The sequence below is a fragment of the Pseudarthrobacter sp. TRD_SC_9 genome (assembly GCF_055361265.1).
In genome coordinates this window covers 1,544,271-1,565,453 of the sequence record NZ_CM143956.1, presented here as the reverse complement: position 1 = coordinate 1,565,453, position 21,183 = coordinate 1,544,271, and the positions used below count along the sequence as shown (strand labels likewise).

Here is a 21,183-nt window from a genome sequence, read left to right as displayed (position 1 = left end):
ACACCTTTTGTTCATCTGTGAACGGGACACTTTCCCAGTGATCGAGAACCTCGCAGACACCAATCCTCCTGAGCCGAAGGTGTACCAGCCGCAGATGCCCGGCGGAAGCGCCGCCCCGGCGCCGCGCACCCTGGTAGACATCCTCGAGCAAACCGCGGCGGCCCACCCGGAGGCGTCCGCGCTGGATGATGGCACAACCTCGCTGAGCTACACCCAACTGCTGGCCGAAGTCCGGGCCATGGGCAGGCGCCTTCACCATGCCGGGCTCGGCGCGGGAGACAAGATTGGCGTCCGGATTCCTTCGGGTACCAACGAGCTCTACATCGCCATCCTGGCCATCCTGCTGGTGGGAGCTGCCTATGTCCCCGTTGATGCCGACGATCCCGAGGAGCGCGCGCGGCTGGTTTTCGGTGAAGCCAAAGTGGCGGCCGTGATTGGCGCTGGGTCCAACATCGCCCTGGCGGTTGACCGCCCCCGGCCATTCCCGGCACCGCGCAAGGCCGTGGCCGACGACGACGCCTGGGTGATTTTCACCTCCGGTTCCACAGGAACGCCCAAGGGAGTTGCGGTCCAGCACCGTTCGGCCGCGGCCTTCGTGGATGCAGAAGCCAGGATCTTCCTCAAATCCGAGCCCCTCGGTCCGCAGGACCGCGTGCTGGCCGGGTTGTCGGTTGCTTTCGACGCATCCTGCGAGGAAATGTGGCTCGCCTGGCGCAACGGCGCCTGCCTTGTACCCGCTCCCCGGGCCCTGGTGCGCACCGGAATGGACCTTGGTCCCTGGCTGATCAACCACGGCATCAGCGCAGTGTCCACGGTGCCCACGCTTGCCGCCCTGTGGCCGGCCGAATCCCTCGAGAACGTCAGGCTGCTGATTTTCGGCGGCGAAGCATGCCCGCCTGAACTAGCCCAGCGGCTGGCCGTTGAAGGCCGTGAAGTCTGGAACACCTACGGCCCCACCGAGGCTACCGTGGTGGCATGCGCCGCTCCCCTGGGGGGTACCGGTCCGGTGCGGATCGGCCTGCCTCTGGATGGCTGGGACCTGGCCGTCGTTGATGGCAACGGTGTCCCCGTGCCCGAAGGTGCCATCGGCGAACTGATTATTGGCGGAGTCGGGTTGGCCCGCTACCTCGATCCTGCGAAGGACGCTGAGAAATACGCACCCATGCCCTCGCTCGGCTGGGAACGTGCTTACCGGTCAGGAGACCTGGTCCGCTTTGATACTGTTGGCCTGATCTTTATGGGCCGCGCCGACGAACAAGTTAAACTGGGCGGTCGGCGGATCGAGCTGGGCGAAATTGATTCCGCCCTGCAATCCCTGCCGGGTGTTGGCGGAGCGGCAGCGGCGGTGCAAACTACTGCTGCCGGAAACCAGATCCTGGTGGGTTACCTGGCCCCCGCCGGACCTGACGGACTTGACCTCACGGAAGCCCGCGCCCTGCTGGCCGCCACTCTTCCGGCGGCGCTGATCCCGCTGTTGACCATGGTGGAATCGCTGCCCACCAAAACCAGCGGCAAGGTGGACCGCCACGCCCTGCCCTGGCCGCTGGCCGGTGCCGCGGCAGCAGATGCCGATGCTGCACCGTTGAACCTTCCGGAAGATGCGCACTGGATTGTGGAGCAGTGGTCGGCCGTGTTGGGCAGCCCGGTGACTACCCTCGATGCGGACTTCTTTGCCTACGGCGGCGGATCCCTGGCTGCAGCCCAGCTGGTCTCGGCCCTGCGCGTACGCTACCCCACCATTACCGTAGCGGACATCTATGCGACACCGCGGATCGGTGCCTTGATCGACACCGCACGGCAATCACTGCCTGAAGGAATTACGGCTGCCCCCGCCACACAACGCTCCGTGCGGCCCACAGCTTTCAAGTCGCAACTGTTCCAGACGTTGATGGGTATTCCGCTGCACATCCTGGTGGGCATGCGCTGGCTGACCTACCTGATGGTGGCGAACAACCTGCTGGCAGCCTTCGCCGGGTTCACAGAAGCTCCCACTGTTTCCTGGTGGTGGGTGGCTGTTTCCTGGCTGGTCTTCGTAAGCCCGGCCGGGCGGATGGCCATTTCCATAGCCGCGGCGCGCATCCTGCTCCGGGGTGTTGTTCCCGGCCGCTACCCCCGGTCCGGGAAGATCCACCTCCGGCTATGGCTTGCCGAGCAGATCCAGGACCTGGCCGGAGCCGTCAGCCTTGCCAGCGCACCGTGGGTTCCTTCCTATGCCCGCGCACTCGGCGCCAAGATCGGCAACGACGTCCAACTCCATTCGCTGCCGCCCGTCACCGGATTCCTGTCCCTGGGCAACGGTGCCAACATCGAACCGGAGGTGGATCTCTCTGGGTGGTGGATCGACGGCGACCACGTTCACATCGGCCGCGTGCACGTAGGCGCGGGGGCCACCGTTGGTGCCCGCAGCACGCTGATGCCCGGCGCCTCCATCGGAGCAAGGGCCAGCGTCGATGCCGGCTCGGCGGTTTTGGGCAAGGTGAAAGCCGGCCAGGCAGTTGCTGGTTCCCCCGCACAACGCCGCGGCAAAGCGAAGCGGGAATGGCCTGAGGCTCCCCCGGTAAGGAAAGCCACGGGCCGCGTCTGGTTTGCGGCATTTGCGGCAGCATCCGCTGTCCTGTCGCTGATCCCTTATCTTTCCGCGGCCGCGGCCGCGGCCGTTGTGTTCCTGTTTATTCGCGGGAGCAGCTCACTGGCAGATGCCACCCCACAGGTCCTGGCTTCCCTGCCGTTGGCCGCCCTGGCCTGGTTCCTGGCCAACATGCTGCTGGTCCTGGGCACCACCCGGCTGCTCAGCATCGGGCTGGCCCCCGGGTACTACAGGGTCCGGAGCCGCATTGGCTGGCAGGTCTGGGCCACGGAACGGGTGCTGGACCTGGCCCGGGACCTCCTGTTTCCCATTTATGCCAGCCTTTTCACGCCCGTGTGGCTGAGGCTGCTGGGAGCCAAGATCGGCAAGAACGTGGAGGCCTCCACAGTCCTCCTGCTGCCCAGCATGACCACCGTGGGTGAGGGCGCCTTCCTGGCCGACGACACCATGGTGGCTTCGTATGAACTGGGCGGTGGCTGGCTGAAGATCGCGCCGGCCAAAATCGGCAAACGTTCCTTCCTGGGCAACTCCGGGATGACCGCCGCCGGCCGCAGTGTTCCCAAGAACTCACTGGTGGCCGTACTGTCAGCCACGCCGAGCAAAGCCAAGTCCGGCACTTCGTGGCTGGGCAGCCCGCCTGTGCGGTTGCGCCGAACGGCAGTAGCCTCCGACTCCAGCCTGACCTACAAGCCGCCCACGAGGCTGAAAGTGGCTCGCTCCCTCTGGGAGCTGTGCCGGTTCATACCGGTGGTCCTCACGGTTGGCATCGCAGCCGGAATCATGCTTGCGGCCGATGCCATCGCCGCAGCGGCCGGATACTGGGCAGCAGCCGCCGTGGGCGGCATCGTAATGCTCGTGGCCGGTGGTGTTGCCGCAGCCAGCGCGGTAGCTGCAAAGTGGCTCCTGGTGGGCCGGATCCGGGCCGGAGAACATCCCCTATGGAGCCAGTTCATCTGGCGGAACGAAGTGGTGGACACCTTCATCGAGATGGTCAGTGCCCCTTGGTTTGCCCGCGCGGCAGCAGGCACCCCTGCCCTGGTCTGGTGGCTGCGCGCCCTGGGAGCCAAGATCGGCAGTGGGGCGTGGTGTGAAAGTTACTGGCTGCCCGAGGCCGACCTGGTGACCCTGGGCAAGAACTCCACTGTAAACAGGGGCTGCGTTGTCCAGACCCACCTGTTCCATGACAGGATCATGAGCCTGGATACTGTCCAACTCGAAGATGGCGCGACCATGGGTCCGCACGGCGTCATCCTCCCCCAGGCATCGATAGGCAGCGGCGGAACTGTAGGGCCAGCGTCGCTGGTCATGCGCGGCGAGCATGTTCCAGCCGGAACGTACTGGATGGGGAATCCCGTCAGTCCCTGGAAGGGTCCGGTCAATCCGGCCGATTCCAAGCCTGCCGGCAGCCGTGAGCCCCTACCCGTACCCATCCCCGTCCCATAGGTGTGACATCCTGACATCCTCCCTCGTTCCTGACATTAAGGCTTTGATGAGTTTCCCCCACGTCCCAGGACCAGCTGCCGCAATGCCGGATGCGCACCCGTGGCCTGATCCGTACATGCCGGAGCAGGGCACTGACGCCTTCCACGTTGGGCTCTACGAACTGGACCTGGATTACCGGCTGGCCAGCAACAAGCTCACTGCACGTGCCCTGCTCCACGCAACCGCCCTGCGGGCCTCATCTGCGATCGTGCTGGATTTCACCGGGCTGCGCGCCGTGAAGGTGCTGTTCAATGGCAAGAAAGCCGGCAGTTTCAGCCAGCGTGCCGAACAGCTGGTGATTGTTCCAGCGGACCCGCTGGCCGAAAACGAAGAGTTCACCCTGGACATCCGGTACCAGGGCAACCCGGCTCCCCGTCGCGGACTGTGGGGCGAGGTGGGCTGGGAGGAGCTGACCGACGGCGTGCTGGTGGCGGGGCAACCCAACGGAGCACCTTCCTGGTTTCCATGCAACGACCATCCGCGCCACAAGTCCCAATTCCGGATCAGCGTTACCACGGACGAGAACTACCGCGCGGTCAGCAACGGCCGGCTGGTAGGGCGGAACCGCAAGTCCAGCCGGGAAACGTGGACTTATGAGCAGCTCGATCCCATGGCTACGTACCTCGCCACGGTACAGATTGGCCGCTACGCGCTGCTCCCTCTGGTGGTTGCCGCGCCGGCTGCAGTGCCGGCCGCTTCACCCGCCGCCGATTCACCCGCCGCACCCCGGAACACATCCCAAACCCCGGTGGTGCAAAACGTGGCGGTTAGCCCGGAACTTTCCCGCCAGGCCCGCGAAGGGCTGGCCCGCCAGAACGACATGATGCAGACCTTTGTGCGCTGCTTCGGCCCCTACCCGTTCCCGGAATACACGGTAGTGGTAGCTGACGACGAGCTCGAGATCCCATTGGAGGCGCAGTCGTTGTCAATCCTCGGCCGGAACCATCTGGGCCAGGACTGGGAATCACAACGATTGATTGCCCACGAACTGGCACATCAGTGGTTCGGCAATTCCCTCACGTTGGCGTCCTGGCACGACATCTGGCTGCATGAGGGCTTCGCCTGCTACGCGGAGTGGATCTGGTCCGAGGAGAGCGGCGGTCCCGGCATCGGGGAGCGCGCCTACGCCGCGTGGCGGAAGCTCAGCAGCGGCGTCCAGGACCTGATGATCGGCGATCCTGGCCCTGAGCTGATGTTCGATGACCGGGTGTACAAGCGCGGCGCCTTGGCGCTCCACGCCCTCCGGGTTCGCTGCGGAGACATGGCTTTCTTCGCCCTGATGCATGAATGGACACGAAGCAACGCCCACGGTTCGGTGACGACTGCAGACTTCATCCTGGCTGCTGACCACGCAACCGGGCTGGACTGCGAACAGCTGCTGCACCCTTGGCTGCTGGAGGAAAAGCTGCCCGCCTTCCCCCGCGCCTGACGGCATTTATCCCACTGCTACCGCCGCCGCAAGGTGCTGCGGCATTCCAGCTTCCCCCCGTGGGAGATCCCGGAGTCCTGGCAAACAGAGGACGTCGACGGCGCCCGGTGACGTCCGCAGCCCCCCGCCCTGCATTTTCAGCCATGCTTCTTTGCGTGCCCATAGGCGCGCCCGTGCCTGGTTGCGGACTTCCGCCGGCTCCCTGGCGACTACCGCCGCTTCGGCGGCTGTGAGCACCGTGGCGTCAAAACCGGCAAAGACGACGGCGGCGGGATCCTCAACGTCCACCCCGAGTCGAAGCCCGGCGGCGGGTTCCGGAAGGCTGGCCAGCAGGACCCAACTGCCGGTCCTGGCCAGGCTCAGGAGTAACGGGAGCGTACGGCCGTTGTGTGAATACCCTGGTCGGCCGTGGGCCCTGTCCCCTTCCCCCGCGCATTGCGGGCAGGTGTAGTCCAGAGCAAGTTCTGATCCCGGGATGTCCATCAACTCAGCTGCGAACTGCCGCAGGGCTATCCGTCCTGCGCGGAAGCGTCCGGAAGACAGAGGTTCCATGGCGGCGGCACGCCGCTCTTCTGCGGGGTCCAGCCGAACCCTTTCCCCTGTCCGGGCATCTGCAATTGGCGGTGCAGCAACATGAAAGGCGCGGAACACCACGTCTGATGACATTGGTTCCGCGCCTTCCTGTCTTAGTCCTGCACGTCAGTTGCGCCTAACGCTGGACTGCACCAAACCGATCGGCTGCCAAGGCCACGGCTGCTTCACGGGCCGCAGAAGCCTCATCAGCAGTAAGCGTCCGGTCGTCGGCGCGGAAGCGCAGGCCAAACGCCAGCGATTTGCTGCCCTCTGGGATGCCCTTGCCTGCATAGACATCGAACAAGGCCACGTCCTCCAGCAGTTCGCCCGCACCTTCGCGAAGGGCGGCCAGAACCTCTGCAGCAGGAATATCCTGCGGAACCACCAGGGCAACGTCCTGGGTGGCAACCGGGAAACCGGAAATTGGCTTGGCCACGATGACGTCTGCCGCTGCCTGGAAAAGCAGCTCCGCGTTCAGTTCCACCGCGGCTGCCCTGGCAGGCATGTCATGGGATGCCAGGAGTTTCGGGTGCAGCTCGCCGGCGTAGCCCACTACGTCACCGGACCGGAGGGCCAGCTGCGCCGTCCGGCCCGGGTGGAAGGCCTGGTGCGCACCCTGGCTGACTACAAGGTCCACGCCCAGCACATCGCCGGCAAGCCGGGCAACATCCAAGGCATCCGCCCAGTCCCAAAGCCGGGGCGTGTGGCCGGCCGCGGCCGGTGAGTCATGCCCTGTGAAAACAGCGGCGACGTGCAGAGGCTGGTGCGGGACGCCGTCGTACAGTCCGTCAAGAACCTCGTCCGACGGGCGGGCGCCCAGCGGCGGGATGGACGCCGTTCCCAGCGTCCCGTCCGGCAGGAAGACCGAACCCGACTCGAAGAGCGCAAGGTCCCGGAAACCACGCGAAAGGTTCCGCCGGGCTACTTCAAAGAGGCCGGGCAGAATGGAAGTCCGCAGGTAACCCTGTTCCTCGCTGATCGGGTTGGCCAGCTTGAGGGCCTTGCGTTCCGCGCCCTGTTCTGCGATGCCGAAGGTGTCGTTGGCCGCCTTGGAGACAAACGGGTAGGAGAGCACCTCGGTCAGGCCGGCGTCGGCAAATGCCTGCACCAGACGCCGCCGCTGCTGCTGGGTGCGGGTCAGCCCGCGGCCGGGCGGAGCAACCGGAAGCGTGGCGGGAATCTGGTCGTAGCCAACCAGACGTGCGATTTCCTCGGTGAGGTCGTCCCTGGTCTCAAGGTCGTGGCGCCAGCTAGGCGCGCTGACCCGGTATCCGTCAACTGTCTTGTCCACGGTGCCGCCCAGGTCCTGCAGTGCGGTGGTGATCTGTTCCTCGGTAAAGTCGATCCCAATCCGCGCCGCCGCGTAACCCTCCGGCAGTTCAATCACGACGGCGTCGGGTGCTGTTCCGACGTCGGTCCCGGTTTCCTGGGCGGTGCCGCCGGCGAGTTCCACCAGGAGGTCCACGGCCCGCTGCGCAGCGACATCGGCAATGTGCCAGTCAACGCCGCGTTCGAAGCGCTTGGAGGCCTCTGACGGCAGCTTGTGCCGGCGGCGCGAACGGGCGATCGAAACCTCTTCGAAGTGTGCCGCCTCAATAAGGACTGTCGACGTCGAATCCGTCACTTCGGTCGCTGCGCCGCCCATGACTCCGGCGATGCCGATGACGGCCGAAGCGTCGGTGATCAGGAGGTCCTCAGCGTCGAGAGTTCGTTCCTTGCCGTCCAGGGTGGCGAGCTTTTCACCGGCGTCGGCGCGGCGCACCACAATCTCGCCGGACAGCTTGTCCTGGTCGTAGAAATGCAGCGGCTGGCCGAGCTCCAGCATCACGTAGTTGGAAATATCCACGGGCAGCGAAATTGAGCGGATGCCTGCCAGCCGGAGCCGCGATGACATCCAGGCCGGTGTGGGCAGCGTGGCGTCGACGCCGGTGACGGTGCGGGCCACAAAGCGGTCGCAGCCCGGCTTGCCGTAAATGGGCGCTGCATCGTTGATCTTGACCGGGTAGCCGGCAGCCAGCGGTGCGGCAACTGCCACCTTTGATGCCGGATCGGTGAAGGCGGTTCCCGTGGCGTGGGCATACTCGCGGGCAACGCCGCGGATGGAGAACGCGTAGCCGCGGTCCGGAGTGACGTTGATTTCCGCAGCCTGGTCGTAGAGGCCCAGCAACTCCATGGCGTCGGTGCCGATTTCCGGGTCCAGGCCGATCCTGGAAAGCACCAGGATGCCGTCGTGGTCTTCGCCGATACCCAGCTCGCGCACGGAGGCGATCATGCCTGCCGACAGGTGGCCGTAGGTCTTGCGGGCTGAAATCCGGAAGTCACCGGGCAGGACCGCACCGGGCAGGGTGACAACCACTTTGTCGCCCTCAACGAAGTTATGGGCGCCGCAAATAATGCCCTGGACACCGGACGGATCAATGCCTTCGCCGGTCAGGGTCTGTTCCTGCCCCTCAGGAACAACACGGACCTGGCACCAGTTGATGGTCTTGCCGTTGGACTGCGGTTCCTTGACCAGGCTCAGTACCTGGCCCACCACGATGGGTCCTTGCAGGGTGTCGGTGGGACGGTGGACGTCCTCTTCCTCGAAGCCGACCTTGACCAGGTCCGCCATGACATGTTCGGCCGTTGCATCGGCCGGTACCTGCGCGAATTCACGCAGCCAGGAAAGTGGGATACGCACTGTTAGATCTCCATCCCGAAGTGCTCGCTGAAACGTACATCGCCTTCGATCATGTCCCGCATGTCCCCAACTTCGTTGCGGAACATCAGGGCACGCTCAATGCCCATGCCGAAGGCAAAACCTGAATAAACGTCCGGATCGATGCCGGCCGCGCGAAGCACGTTGGCATTGACCATGCCGCACCCGCCCCATTCAATCCAGCGCGGACCACCTTTGGCCCCGGGGTGCCAGATGTCCAGCTCCGCAGACGGTTCGGTGAACGGGAAGTAGTTGGGGCGCAGCCGGACGGAGGCATCGTCGCCAAACATCTGCCGGGTGAAGTGCTCCAGGGTGCCCAGCAGATCGGCCATGCTGAGGTTCTTGTCGATGGCCAGGCCCTCGAACTGGTGGAACACCGGGGTGTGTGTGGCATCGAGTTCGTCGGTCCGGAAGACCTTGCCCGGGCACAGCACGTAAATGGGCAGGTCCCGTTCCAGCATGGACCGCACCTGTACGGGCGACGTGTGGGTGCGCATCACAAGGTGGGCCTCGGGAGGCTCGACGAAGAAGGTGTCCTGCATTTCACGGGCCGGGTGGTCAGGCTTGAAGTTCAAGGCATCGAAGTTGAACCATTCCGATTCAACCTCCGGGCCTTCGGCGATTTCCCATCCCATGCCCACGAAGATGTCGCAGACCCGGTCCTGCAGGGTGGACAAAGGGTGGCGCGCACCGGCACGGCGGCGACGCGGGGCCGCCGTGACGTCAACTGTTTCCTCAACCAGGATGCGGGCATCGTTTTCCGCTTCCAGCTCAACCGTACGGGCAGCGAGTGCCTGGTTAACGCGGCCGCGCGAGGATCCCATCAGCTTGCCGGCGGCGGCCTTGTCTTCCTTGGACAGCTTGCCGATGCCACGGTTGGCCATGCTGAGCGGCGACTTCTCGCCGGTGTGGGCGAGCCTGACCGTCTTGAGGTCCTCAAGTGACGTGGCGGCGGCAATAGCCTCCAGCGCCCGCTCCACGGCGGCTGTGATGGCGGCTTCGTCCAGGGGGTTCGGGGCGTCTGCGCCCGGCAGAGTTTCAGTCATCTACTGTTCTTAGCTACGAGTCGGTGGGCCGGCGACATCCACCGGCATGCTAGCGGGACAATGACAATACAGTCACAATGCAGTCCAGGCCCGTCGGAGTACCGGCGGCCACTAGCGTCCAGTCTAGTAGAACCCGCCAGCTACGATGTCCCCATGACAACGGCGAAGATCCCGTTGACGCGGCCCCAACGCCTTCGGCAGGTGGCGAACGTGATCAACGGAAGCACTGCCTTGGGGCTCCTGCTCGCCAGCGCCGCGGGATTGAGGGTGGTTCCCGGTCCGCATGGCCTGCTGCTGGCGGCCGGTTACCGGTGGCGGCTGCCTGTTGCCGGCGCCTTTACCATCGGTAACGTCGTCATTTTTCGAACCCGGGGAACCGGTCCCGTCCCCGATCCCCGCCAGGCGGATCCGGGGCTCCTGAGACATGAAGCACACCACGCCAGCCAGTACGCAGCGTTCCTTGGCCCGTTCTTCCTGCCGTTCTATTTCGTTGCCGCCACCTGGTCCTGGCTTCGGACGGGCAACACGGGTTCCGGGAACATCTTTGAACGCCAGGCCGGCCTGGAAGCCGGCGGTTACCCTGTGCGTGGGAACGGACGGAAAATGCGAGGGAGGAAGCCATGGAAAAGGATCAGCCCATGAACACCATCACCGTGACGGGAACGGGGACGGCCGAGGCCGTACCGGACCTGCTCTCACTCTCCCTGGCGCTCGAATGCCGCCGGGACAGTGTTGCCGAAGCCTATGAAGGCCTTGGCGGGGCGGTCCGCGCAGTGACGGTCAGCCTGCGCGGCAACGGGGTTCAGGACCAGGACATTTCCACCGCCGGCATCAACGTCAGGGCGGACATAACCTGGCGGGAGGGGGAAGGCCAGATTGTGACCGGCTACCTCGCAGGCAGTGCCCTGGATGTCCGGCTCCGCATGCCTGATGCCGCGAAGGTGATCTCCGACGCCGTGACGGCCGGCGGGAATGACGTCCGCCTCAATGGAACGGTCCCCGGCTTTACCAATGAAACCGCGATCATGGCTGAAGCCAGGAGATACGCTTGGCACGACGCCGAGGCTGCGGCGTCCCAACTGGCACGGCTGGCCGGAGCCAGCTTGGGCAAAGCGGAGTCGGTTCAGGAACACCCGCCGACACAGAACGTAGTCCCGCTTTCCGGAATGCAGCGGGCTGCGTCGGTTGAACCTGTACCGGTGGAACGCGGGACAACCGCGGCCAGTTGCGCCTTGACCATCACTTGGTCCCTCAGCTATTCGGACGCCACCGCAGTGTGAAGAGCCCCGGATGCTTGACTTAACTTCGAACATATATTCGAATTAGGTCATGAGATGGGACGCACAAGCACTGGAATCACCTGCCCTGCCTATGGCGGATGCCAGCGCAGTGGCAGCACCTGCCCTCATCCCCCTCGCCGGCTTGGTCCGTTCAGTCACCACGCCCGAGTTCTCCGGCATCACCTTCCATGAGGTCACTGCCAAATCGGTGCTCAACAAGGTGGTTGCCGGTTCACGAATGCCGTTCGAATGGACCATCAACCCGTACCGCGGCTGCAGTCACGCCTGCGTGTACTGCTTTGCACGGAAGAGCCATACGTATTTGGACTTCGATTCAGGACTGGACTTCGACAGCCAGGTTGTGGTCAAGGTGAACGCCGCGGAGGTTCTCCGGAAAGAACTCGCCAGGCCGTCCTGGGCGCGCCATCAGGTCGCCCTGGGCACCAATACGGATCCGTACCAGCGTGCAGAAGGCCGCTACAAACTAATGCCGGGCATCATCACCGCCCTGGCTGATTCCGGCACTCCGCTGTCCATCCTCACCAAAGGGACACTCCTGGCCCGGGACATTCCGCTCCTGAAGAGCGTTGCCACGCAGGTACCTGTCGGCGTCGGAATTTCCCTGGCGATGACGGACGAGGCCCTCTCCGAAGCCGTGGAGCCTGGCACGCCCGGCCCCAGGGCCAGACTGAAACTCATCTCCCGGCTGCGGGAAGCAGGGCTGCCGTGCGGGGTAATGGCCATGCCTATCCTTCCGTGGCTGTCGGACAGTGATGAGGCCCTTGACGCTCTGTTCGCTTCCCTGGCCGCTGCCGGAGCCACGGGCGTTACCGCGGGCGCCCTGTACCTGAAGCCAGGCACCAGGGAATGGTTCATGCAGTGGATCGCGGCGAAGCATCCTGAGCTTGCAGGCCGGTACCGGCGGCTGTACGGCACTGGTTCCTATGCTTCCAAGGAGTACCGGTCATGGCTTTCCGCCAAAGTCCGCTATTTCAAGGAACGGCATGGCTTCCCCGGTTCCCAGGGCTTTAGCCACCGGGACCTGGACGATGATCCGCGCGAAGAAGAGGCGCAGTATCCTGCCGGTATCATCCCTTCCGCGAGCACCCCTGCTGCTAATGGCAAACGACCGGCTGGAGACCTCCAGCCGGTCGTTACGGGGCAGCGTCAGCAGCCCACCCTGTTCTAGCTACAGTTCAGCAGCAGCTGTTGTCCAGCCTCGTTTCGCCGTTCTGCAGCGCAGTCACCGTTAATGACCGGGTGTAACTAGGGGGCCGGGATGACCAGGCCCTTGTACTCCTCCTGGAGGAAGTCCTTCATCTCCTGAGAGGTAAGGATCTTGTAGAGCTTTTGGACGCGCGGATCGTCCTTGTGCTCGGCCTTCACAGCGAGGACGTTGTAGTACTCGCTGTCCTTGCCTTCAACCAGGAGCTGCTTGTCGGCGCTGAGTCCGGCCGGCAGTGCGAACGCCAGGGTGACAATGGCCGCATCCTTGTCATTAAGGGCCTGCGGAAGGCTGGCGTTCTCGATCTCGGTGAACTCAAAGTTCTTCGGATTTGCCGTGACGTCCTTGAGGGTGATGGGATTCTCCGTCACCTCGATGAGTCCTTCGGAGGCCAGCAGTTTGAGCGCACGTGACTCGTTGGTGGGATCGTTGGGGATGGCAATGCTGGCACCGTCCGGGAGGCCGGCGAGATCGGCGATGTTGTTGGAGTACAGGGCCATGGGCGGCAGGTAGACCTTGCCCACGCTGACCAGGTCCTTTCCTGAGGCCTTGTTGTAGGTCTCCAGGAAGGTGGTGTTCTGGAAGAGGTTGGCGTCGATGTCACCGTCGCTGACTGCGGGGTTCGGCGTGTTGTAATCGCTGAACTCCTTGTACTCAACGGTGAGCCCCTCCTTTTCCGCGAGCTCGCGCTGGACATGCTTGAGCATGTCACCAGCGGGAACTGCCAGTGCGCCGACCTTGATGGTGCTGGAGGCATCCGAGGAGCCTCCGCCTGCACCGCAGGCAGACAGCGTGAGGATGGCGGCGATTCCCGCCGCGGCGGCTTTCAGGACATGTGTACGGATCATCGGATCCCTTTCAGGGTGGTGCTGTTATTGAGGGGAATGGATCGGGCGCCGACGGAGTGAAACCTGGCCGGCAGCATCTGGATCAGCGGTGGGAAAGCCGGCGGGCGGCAAAGTTTCCCAACGTCTGGAAGACCTGGACTATCAGGATGAGCAGTATGACAACGGCGAACATGTACTCAGGGCTGTATCGCTGGTAGCCGTAGCGGAATGCCACGTCACCCAGTCCGCCGCCGCCCACTGCACCTACCATGGCCGAGTAGCCGATCAGGCCCACCACTGTGGTGGAAAGGCCCAGCGCCAGCGCAGGCACTGCCTCGGCGATCATCACCTTGGTAAGGATGGTCCAGCGGGTTGCCCCGAGGGACTGTGCTGCTTCCACCAGGCCCACTGGTACTTCGCGGATGCCGATCTCAACCAGCCTGGCGAAGAATGGAATGCCGGCAATGGTTAACGGAACGATGGCCGCAGTAGGTCCAATGAAGGACCCTGCGACGAGCCGCGTAAACGGGATGAGCAGGATCATCAGGATAATGAACGGAATCGACCGGCCAATATTGACCAGCAGGTCCAGCGCCCGGTTGGTGACCAGTCCCAGTGCCCGGCTTCCCAGCAGCTTGGAGAGGAGACCGCCGGATTCGGTAGTGACCAGCAGGACTCCCGCGGCCAGGCCGAACACAACAGTGAAGAGCAGGCTGACGCCAACGGTGTAGAACGTTTCGCCGGTGCCCTTGAGAATAGTGTCGAGCAAGTCCAGCCAGAAGTAGGGGTCGTTACGGTCGATCACTTGATGACCTCCACGAACAGCCCCTGCGAACGAAGGTCGGCGATGGCAGCTTGCACTTTCCGTTCCTCTCCCGGGAGTTCCAGCCTGGTCCGGCCGGTCTGGTGGCCATGAATGGTCTCCAGTGCCGCACCCAGGATTCCGACGTCGATGTCATGCTTACGCGCCAACTGGGCAATGACCGGCCTGTCGGCCGTCACGCCGGTGAAGGTTATTTCAACGATGGTGCTGGACGTCTCCGGGATCTCACCGAGGGGAAAGAGCGCGTGGCCCAACAGGGATCTTTCTGTAGTCAGCAGCTGCTCAACCCGCCCCTGCTCGAGGATCCGGCCCCGGCTCATAACGGCCGCCGAATCGCAGATCCTTTTGACGACGTCCATTTCGTGCGTAATCAGCAACACTGTTAGTCCAAGGTCTTTGCTGAGCTGGCGGATAAGGTCCAGGATTTGCCGGGTGGTTTCCGGATCAAGTGCCGACGTGGCCTCATCGCTGAGGAGTACGGACGGACTGGAGGCCAATGCACGGGCGATACCCACACGCTGCTTCTGGCCCCCGGACAGCTGGGCAGGGTAGGCATCGGCTTTGCCATGCAGCCCTACGAGTTCGAGGATCTCCAGGGCGCGGGTACGCCGGGAACTACGGCCGGCGCCGGTGATTTCAAGGGACAACTCCACATTCGCCCGCACGGTACGGCTGCTCAACAGATTGAAGTGCTGGAAAATCATGCCGATGTTGTGGCGGGCTGCGCGAAGATCGGCACCGGCCAGGGTGGTCATGTCACGGCCATCGACTGTGACCTTGCCGGAGTCCGGCCGTTCCAGTGAATTGATAGTGCGGATCAAGGTACTCTTCCCGGCACCACTCTGGCCGACGACCCCAAAGATCTCGCCAGGACGCACGGCCAGGGAGACATCAGAGAGTGCATCCACACGGGTGGTCCCGGAGCCGTAGCTCTTGCTGACGCGGTCTACGGAGATCAACGCTGTCCTTCCGAGGGGTCGGGGCTGAGGCAGTTTTCACCGGACATGGGGTCCCATTTGATTTGTCCGGCAAAAGGGGTCGCGGCGTACCACGTCCAAGCTAATTATTCTGCCAAGCCACCAGACGATGCCGAAAATCGAACTGCAGCACGCTATTCAGGTCGATGACCGTTCTAAAATTCAGCGCCCAGCAGTACGGGGTGCCGTTGCGTCCAGGTATTGCTGCAGCGCACGGACAATCGGGAGGTCAGCCGGAATCCAGGGAAGGGCGAGAGCTTCATCACCATCCAGGAGGCTGACCCAGCGCAGTTCATCGTGGTCTTCCAGCGGTTGCGGCTCACCCGAAGTGATCTGGGCAAACCACACGCGCATGACCGCCTTCTCATTCAGTGGCCAGCCCAGGGGGGCACCTGCGGGCAGTTCCGTCCCCAGCCGGACCTCGATACCCAGTTCTTCCTTCAACTCGCGGTGCAAGGCCTGCCGCGGCTCCTCGCCCTGCTCGACTTTGCCGCCTGGGAATTCCCACATCCCGGCAAAGCGTTCCGGTGCCGTCCGCCGGGCTACCAGCAGCCGGGTAGGTGCGTCCAGCGAATCCAGCACCGCCCCGCCCACTACATGTATAAGTTCAGTCACCGGCTCAGTGTACGCGGCGACTACGGGAAGGAATCCGGCTACGGGGTTGTTGCTGCCATAGGATCTAGGGGTGCCTGCCGGTCCATGGCTTCGGCGGCATCTCCTCTGGAACTCTTCCCTTACACACTTCGAAATGCAGGTTCATGACGCAGTCATTAAAGTCGGATACCCTTCGCCCGGCGCCATCCTTTAACCTTGCCTGGGCAATCCTGGCGCTGGCCATGGGAGGCGTCGGAATCGGCGTTACGGAATTCACCATGATGGGTTTGCTGACGGAGGTTGAGAAGGGCCTTCGGATCAGCACTCCCGAGGCAGGCCACCTGATCTCGGCGTATGCCTTGGGCGTGGTGGTCGGGGCGCCGCTGCTGGCCGCCGTCGGAGCGCGGATGCCGCGTAAGCATCTTGCACTCGGATTGATGATGGTCTTCACCATCGCCAACCTGTCCTCGTTCATCGCACCCGACTACGCCACCATGCTGATCTCGCGCTTCGTTTCGGGGCTTCCCCACGGGGCATTTTTCGGCGTTGCCGCGGTCATCGGCGCTTCACTGGTGGCGCCAAGCCGACGTGGCTGGGCGATCTCCATGGTCATGGCGGGCCTTTCCGTCTCCAACGTCGTCGGGGTGCCCCTCGCCACCTGGGTTGGGCAGACCTTTGGCTGGCGCTTGCTGTTCGTCATGGTCGCCTTCCTGGGGTTCGTCACGCTTGCCATGATCTGGAGGTTCGTCCCATTCCAGGAGGCACACCCGGATGCGAGTATCCGGCGGGAACTCGGCGCCTTGCGCCGCATCCAGGTCTGGCTGGCAATCCTCATAGGCGTTGTTGGCTTCGGCGGTTTCTTCGCCACCTATACCTATATCGCCCACACCATGACCCTGGTGGCCGGAATGCCATCAACCTGGATTCCGATCGTCGTAGCCCTGTACGGGCTTGGCATGGTGGCCGGCAACGTCGTCGGCGGCCGGCTGGCAGACAGATCGGTGATGGGGACCATTTACCGTGTCCTGCCAGGCATTGCCGTCGCTCTGGTGGTCTACGCGATCGCCGTCCACTGGCCCTGGAGCGCCTTCCTGATGGTCTTCGTGGTAGGCGCAGCGGGGTCGATGCTGGTGCCCGCGCTGCAGACCAGACTCCTGGACGCGTCCCCTGATGCGCCGTCGCTGGCATCCTCACTGAATCACGCGGCCCTCAACGTCGCTAATGCGCTTGGCGCTTTCCTGGGCGGCCTGGTTATTGCGTGGGGCTGGGGCTATGTGGCCCCGGCACTCGTTGGGGCGGTCCTGGCCGTCCTTGGCCTGGCAGTCGCCCTCTTCAGCGGCTACCTGGAACGGAAGAAGCCACTGGTGTCCTGACCAAGGACCAATCCGCTTGGCACCCGGACATACGCTTCCAGCAGGCGCCCGGGACACGCATCCGACGTACAATAAGTATGCTGACAATAGGGGTGCTGTGTGTTAGCTTGAAGCATCATCGGGAAGACACCATCCCGACGAACATGTAGGAGGAGATATGGGCTTTCTAGGCTGGATCATTCTCGGACTCATCGTTGGAGCCATCGTCAAGGCCGTCATGCCCGGCAGGGTGGGCGGCGGCTGGGTCACCAGCCTCGTGCTGGGCGTCGTCGGCGCCATCGTCGGCGGTTGGATCGGTGATCTTCTGTTCGGCGGCGGCCGGATGGAATTCTGGAACATCGGTTCCTGGCTTCTTGCTATTGTCGGCGGCTTGGTTGTAGCCGGCATCTATGGAGCCATCACCGGACGGAACAAAACCACAACCTAACCACTGCCGTTTCAAGAACAGTTGAAGGCTCCCACCCGTTCGGGTGGGAGCCTTCAACATCTTTAAGCTTCAGTTTCAGTTGGATACTTAGTGGCTCAGGCCACTGGCCTTGCCTACCCTACCCGGATCAACGGGCGGGCCGCTGTGACCGCGCGCTGGCGTAAAGGCAAACGGTGGCCGCAGTGCCCAGGTTCAGGCTCTCCGCAGCACCATATACCGGGACGGCCACCCGGTGGTCAGCCAGTGCGAGCTCTTCTTCCGAAAGACCTTGGGCCTCGTTGCCGAAGAACCAGGCCGTAGGCGATTCCAGGGGAAAATCGGAGGCCTTGCCGGCGGCGCCCAGCCGCCGTGCGGCATTTTCGTCCTGAAGCTGGTCCAGGTTCAGCGTGCCGTAGCCATCAGCGGCAAGGATCCCGATGCCGCGGTCCCGAAGCTTTCCGGCCAGCTCGGTAACGTCGGCGCCAAGCACCACGGGCAGGTGGAACAAAGAGCCGGCCGTTGAGCGGACGGCCTTCGGGTTATAAATATCTACGCTTGACCCGGTAAGGACTACCGCGTCAGCACCTGCAGCGTCCGCGGCACGGAGGACAGTTCCTGCATTGCCCGGATCCCGCACCTGGCAAAGAACCGCAATGAGGCGCGGACCGCCGTCGAGCACTGAGTCGAGGGTGACGTCAACGAACCGGCACACAGCCACGATCCCCTGGGGGTTGACGGTGTCTGCCATGGCGGAAAGGACTTCCTCTGTGGCAATCCTGGCGTCGGTTCCCGCGGCAAGCCCTTCAAACTCGGGAAACTTGTCCAGGCAGGCCTCGCTGGCGTAGACCTCGACCACCACACCCTCTCCCCCGGCCTTCAGCCTGGCCTGGTGCAACAGGAGCGCTTCCCGGACTGCCTGCGGACCCTCGGCAATAAAGCGGCCCCGCCTTAAACGGGCCGGGCGCCCTGCAAGCTTTGCCACTTCCCTCACCCGATCGGCTCGGGGATTGGAGAGTGGAAAGTCTTGCGGGCGCCCGGTTTCGTTCATACAAGAACTTTAGTTGCTGTTGCAGCAGGTTCTTGAACGGGCTAAATCTGGAGCTTGAGTCAGCTTACTCGGCAGCCGTCTTGGCGGCAGGCTTCTTGGCAGCTTTGGCCTTGGGAGCCGGGGCTGCTTCGACGGCCACGGCCGGAGCGGAAGTGTCCGCCGGCAGCGAGTCCTTGGCAACCTTGACCAGCGCAGCAAAGGCGTTGGCGTCGGAGACGGCCAGCTCTGCAAGCATGCGGCGGTCAACCTCGACCTCAGCGGCCTTGAGGCCCTGGATCAGTCGGTTGTAGGTCAGGCCGTTAGCGCGGGATGCAGCATTGATACGCTGGATCCACAGGCGACGGAAGTCACCCTTCTTCTTCTTGCGGTCGCCGTAGCTGTACACAAACGAGTGCAGCAGCTGCTCTTTGGCCTTGCGGTACAGGCGCGAACGCTGACCGCGGTAGCCTTTGGCCCGCTCAAGGATAACCCGGCGCTTCTTGTGGGCGTTTACCGCCCTCTTCACACGTGCCACGTGCGTACTCCTTCAAAAATTCATATCCCAAGCATCTACTGCCGGTCTCCCGGCGGCCTGAGAAGGCTGTTTGGTAGTTGACAACTGCCAGGTGGCAGAGTCAGGAACTTGGAACTTAGATGCCGAGCATCTTCCGGATGACCTTGGCGTCGCCCTTGAAGACGATCTTGTCACCGGCCAGGCGGCGGGTAAGCCGGCTGGACTTGTGCTCGAGGTAGTGGCGGCGGTTGGCCTGCTGGCGGCGCAGCTTGCCGGTACCGGTCAGCTTGAAGCGCTTCTTGGCGCCGCTGTGGGTCTTCATCTTCGGCATGGGAACCGATCTCCTTACGTGTCCGCAGACGAGGTCTGCAGTTCAATCGCGCAGCCTCCCCTGGAGGAGGCGTGCTGGTTGCTGACTGACCGGGCGGAACCCGGTCAGCTTGACTAGTTGGTCTTCTTGCCAGCCGGCTTGGGCGCTGCGGGCCTTGCCGCGGGCTTAGGAACCCCAGGCTTGGCAACAGGCCTAGGCATGGGCGCAGGAACTGCCGGCTTAGGGGCCGGAGCCGGGGCAGCCTTCGGAGCTTCGGCCTTGGGGGCAGCCTTCGGAGCCTCAGCCTTGGGCGCAGCCTTCGGAGCCTCAGCCTTGGGCGCAGCCTTCGGAGCTTCAGCCTTCGGAGCAGCCTTCGGAGCTTCAGCCTTCGGAGCAGCCTTCGGAGCTTCAGCCTTGGGCGCAGCCTTCGGAGCTTCCGCCGGAGCAGCCTCCTGGGCTTCCTCTGCACGCGGCTCGGCAGCAGCTTCCGCCGCGGCCGGCTGCACTGCTTCCTCAGCGGGAGCCTCGGGCTCGGAATTGACCGTGAAGCCCTCCGGCAAAAGATCTGCCAACGACTGCGTCAGCGGTGCACTGTCATCACCCGAGACGTCCACGCGGCCGGAGGCCTTGGCTTCGTTCTGGGCCTTGGCTTCTGCACGCTGCGTAGCGCGGCGGGCCTCTGCCTTGGCTTCGGCCTTGTTCTTCAACGGGCCGACCACCATCACCATGTTGCGGCCGTCGATGCGGGGGCTGGATTCCACAACGCCCACTTCTGCAACATCTTCAGCGAAACGCTGAAGCAGGCGGATGCCCATCTCCGGACGCTGCTGTTCGCGGCCGCGGAACTGGATCATGGCCTTGACCTTGTCTCCGGCGCCGAGGAAGCGCAGGGCGTGGCCGCGCTTGGTCTCATAGTCGTGAGTGTCGATCTTCAGGCGGAAGCGGATTTCCTTCAGGACCGTGTTGGTCTGGTTCTTCCGGGCTTCACGTGCCTTGACGGCGGCCTCGTACTTGTACTTGCCGAAGTCCATCAGCTTGCACACCGGAGGCTTCGCCTGAGGTGCTACTTCAACGAGATCAAGGTCGGACTCGGCAGCCAAACGCAGGGCATCCTCAATACGGACGATTCCTACCTGTTCACCTGCAGGGCCGACCAGCCGCACCTCGGGGACGCGGATACGCTCATTGATTCTTGGCTCGCTAATGTTAAAGCTCCTGTGTTCGTTGTTGGTATTCCACCGGCAAACAGAGAAGGCCTCCAATTGCCGGAGCAATCGAAGGCCTCGAAGATCGGAACTGCTGAAACTGAGAGCTAAGCCCAAAGCACCAACCAATCTAACGGCTGTACCGATAGACGCCGACCTGTACCCGGCAACCTTGCGCCCCTGGAACGGATCCTGGAACAACGGCTGACGCGGGTGGGAGAGAACTCCGCTTGCAAACTGATGATCATTCACAAATAAAGGATCCCGGGGCACATAGCGGTCCGGGTTCCGTTCATCGCAAAATAACGACATTCAGTCGGTCTGTGACAAGCTTACCAGTATGACCACCCCAGACAGTAATTCACACATTTACCAAGCCCCGGAAGAGACAACTACCGGCGTCGCGCAGCAGATCCGGGACATTGCGGAAGTCCCCGCCATCGAGGTTATTACGACGGCGGCGGTCCACCTTATGAGCGCATCGGCAGTGAAACTTGGCCTCGCCGAGGAAGAGAACGCAGCTGAGCTCAAGGATCTTGACGAAGCGCGCAAGCTGATCACGGCACTCGCCGGACTGGTCACCGCCGCGGCTCCCGAAATCGGCTCCCAGCACGCCGGCCCGTTGCGCGACGGCCTGCGTTCCCTGCAGCTTGCGTTCCGTGAGGAATCCATTATTCCGGACGCACCCGGCAAGGGCCCTGGTGAGAAGTTCACCGGACCGGTTAACTGATACTTACTGAAGCAGTACCAGCGACGGCGGCATGTCCCCTTTCCGGGACATGCCGCCGTCGTTATTTCCTGATGTAG

General features: G+C 63.5%; 19 protein-coding genes. 8 read left to right on the top strand and 11 right to left on the bottom strand.

Annotation, left to right across the window (positions count from 1 at the left end; translation table 11 throughout):
- Window positions 1–94 precede the first annotated feature (94 nt).
- Together ACWA13_RS07370 and ACWA13_RS07365 are read left to right on the top strand one after the other, a co-directional pair.
- Window positions 95–4,030 carry a Pls/PosA family non-ribosomal peptide synthetase gene (locus ACWA13_RS07370; protein ID WP_463937866.1) on the top strand — a complete coding sequence of 1,312 codons (3,936 nt, stop codon included), beginning with the start codon at window positions 95–97 and terminating at the stop codon, window positions 4,028–4,030.
- A 46-nt stretch (window positions 4,031–4,076) separates the two neighbouring features.
- Complete coding sequence (locus tag ACWA13_RS07365; protein ID WP_463937490.1) at window positions 4,077–5,498, top strand: M1 family metallopeptidase; 1,422 nt, start codon at window positions 4,077–4,079, stop codon at window positions 5,496–5,498.
- A gap of 6 nt (window positions 5,499–5,504) precedes the next feature.
- On the opposite strand, the gene ACWA13_RS07360 is transcribed toward ACWA13_RS07365, so the two are convergent.
- From ACWA13_RS07360 to pheS, 3 genes are read right to left on the bottom strand one after another with little or no spacing between them, the layout of a single operon-like run.
- Complete coding sequence (locus ACWA13_RS07360; RefSeq protein ID WP_463937489.1) at window positions 5,505–6,164, bottom strand: 4'-phosphopantetheinyl transferase family protein; 660 nt, start codon at window positions 6,162–6,164, stop codon at window positions 5,505–5,507.
- A 43-nt stretch (window positions 6,165–6,207) separates the two neighbouring features.
- Window positions 6,208–8,751 carry a phenylalanine--tRNA ligase subunit beta gene (pheT, locus tag ACWA13_RS07355; protein ID WP_463937488.1) on the bottom strand — a complete coding sequence of 848 codons (2,544 nt, stop codon included), beginning with the start codon at window positions 8,749–8,751 and terminating at the stop codon, window positions 6,208–6,210.
- A gap of 2 nt (window positions 8,752–8,753) precedes the next feature.
- Entirely contained in the window at window positions 8,754–9,815 is a 1,062-nt protein-coding gene (pheS, locus tag ACWA13_RS07350; protein WP_463937487.1) for a phenylalanine--tRNA ligase subunit alpha, read from the bottom strand.
- A gap of 153 nt (window positions 9,816–9,968) precedes the next feature.
- On the opposite strand from pheS, the gene ACWA13_RS07345 reads away from it, so the two are divergent.
- From ACWA13_RS07345 to ACWA13_RS07335, 3 genes are read left to right on the top strand one after another with little or no spacing between them, the layout of a single operon-like run.
- On the top strand, window positions 9,969–10,457 hold the full coding sequence (locus ACWA13_RS07345; RefSeq protein ID WP_463937486.1) for a hypothetical protein: 489 nt from the start codon (window positions 9,969–9,971) through the stop codon (window positions 10,455–10,457).
- Window positions 10,454–11,095, top strand: coding sequence for an SIMPL domain-containing protein (locus tag ACWA13_RS07340; protein ID WP_463937485.1), 642 nt, complete (start codon window positions 10,454–10,456; stop codon window positions 11,093–11,095). The genes ACWA13_RS07345 and ACWA13_RS07340 overlap by 4 nt, the downstream gene beginning before the upstream one ends.
- Window positions 11,096–11,144: 49 nt before the next feature.
- A complete protein-coding gene (locus ACWA13_RS07335) occupies window positions 11,145–12,284 on the top strand; it encodes an Rv2578c family radical SAM protein (protein WP_463937484.1) in 1,140 nt (379 codons plus the stop codon).
- Window positions 12,285–12,361: 77 nt separating this feature from the next.
- Here the strand turns inward: ACWA13_RS07335 and ACWA13_RS07330 are convergent, their stop codons facing one another.
- The 4 genes from ACWA13_RS07330 to ACWA13_RS07315 all read right to left on the bottom strand — a co-directional run bounded on the left by ACWA13_RS07330 (window position 12,362) and on the right by ACWA13_RS07315 (window position 15,562).
- The gene (locus ACWA13_RS07330; RefSeq protein WP_463937483.1) at window positions 12,362–13,168 is read right to left on the bottom strand and encodes a MetQ/NlpA family ABC transporter substrate-binding protein; all 807 of its coding nucleotides are present in this window, start codon (window positions 13,166–13,168) and stop codon (window positions 12,362–12,364) included.
- Between the two features lie 82 nt (window positions 13,169–13,250).
- On the bottom strand, window positions 13,251–13,952 hold the full coding sequence (locus ACWA13_RS07325) for a methionine ABC transporter permease (RefSeq protein ID WP_463937482.1): 702 nt from the start codon (window positions 13,950–13,952) through the stop codon (window positions 13,251–13,253).
- Entirely contained in the window at window positions 13,949–14,929 is a 981-nt protein-coding gene (locus tag ACWA13_RS07320; protein WP_463937481.1) for a methionine ABC transporter ATP-binding protein, read from the bottom strand. The genes ACWA13_RS07325 and ACWA13_RS07320 overlap by 4 nt, the downstream gene beginning before the upstream one ends.
- A 180-nt stretch (window positions 14,930–15,109) precedes the next feature.
- Window positions 15,110–15,562, bottom strand: coding sequence for a (deoxy)nucleoside triphosphate pyrophosphohydrolase (locus tag ACWA13_RS07315; RefSeq protein ID WP_463937480.1), 453 nt, complete (start codon window positions 15,560–15,562; stop codon window positions 15,110–15,112).
- A 143-nt stretch (window positions 15,563–15,705) separates the two neighbouring features.
- On the opposite strand from ACWA13_RS07315, the gene ACWA13_RS07310 reads away from it, so the two are divergent.
- Together ACWA13_RS07310 and ACWA13_RS07305 are read left to right on the top strand one after the other, a co-directional pair.
- The gene (locus ACWA13_RS07310; protein ID WP_463937479.1) at window positions 15,706–16,914 is read left to right on the top strand and encodes an MFS transporter; all 1,209 of its coding nucleotides are present in this window, start codon (window positions 15,706–15,708) and stop codon (window positions 16,912–16,914) included.
- A gap of 157 nt (window positions 16,915–17,071) precedes the next feature.
- Window positions 17,072–17,341 carry a GlsB/YeaQ/YmgE family stress response membrane protein gene (locus tag ACWA13_RS07305; protein WP_330186976.1) on the top strand — a complete coding sequence of 90 codons (270 nt, stop codon included), beginning with the start codon at window positions 17,072–17,074 and terminating at the stop codon, window positions 17,339–17,341.
- 127 nt (window positions 17,342–17,468) lie between these two features.
- On the opposite strand, the gene ACWA13_RS07300 is transcribed toward ACWA13_RS07305, so the two are convergent.
- From ACWA13_RS07300 to infC, 4 genes are all read right to left on the bottom strand, one after another.
- Window positions 17,469–18,368 carry a TrmH family RNA methyltransferase gene (locus ACWA13_RS07300; protein WP_463937478.1) on the bottom strand — a complete coding sequence of 300 codons (900 nt, stop codon included), beginning with the start codon at window positions 18,366–18,368 and terminating at the stop codon, window positions 17,469–17,471.
- Window positions 18,369–18,432: 64 nt separating this feature from the next.
- On the bottom strand, window positions 18,433–18,882 hold the full coding sequence (gene rplT, locus ACWA13_RS07295; protein WP_463937477.1) for a 50S ribosomal protein L20: 450 nt from the start codon (window positions 18,880–18,882) through the stop codon (window positions 18,433–18,435).
- 115 nt (window positions 18,883–18,997) lie between these two features.
- Complete coding sequence (rpmI, locus tag ACWA13_RS07290; protein ID WP_003798720.1) at window positions 18,998–19,192, bottom strand: 50S ribosomal protein L35; 195 nt, start codon at window positions 19,190–19,192, stop codon at window positions 18,998–19,000.
- A 113-nt stretch (window positions 19,193–19,305) separates the two neighbouring features.
- Complete coding sequence (gene infC, locus ACWA13_RS07285; RefSeq protein ID WP_463937476.1) at window positions 19,306–20,334, bottom strand: translation initiation factor IF-3; 1,029 nt, start codon at window positions 20,332–20,334, stop codon at window positions 19,306–19,308.
- A 382-nt stretch (window positions 20,335–20,716) separates the two neighbouring features.
- Between infC and ACWA13_RS07280 the strand changes: the two genes are divergently transcribed.
- Complete coding sequence (locus ACWA13_RS07280; RefSeq protein ID WP_463937475.1) at window positions 20,717–21,106, top strand: DUF1844 domain-containing protein; 390 nt, start codon at window positions 20,717–20,719, stop codon at window positions 21,104–21,106.
- Window positions 21,107–21,183: the final 77 nt, after the last annotated feature.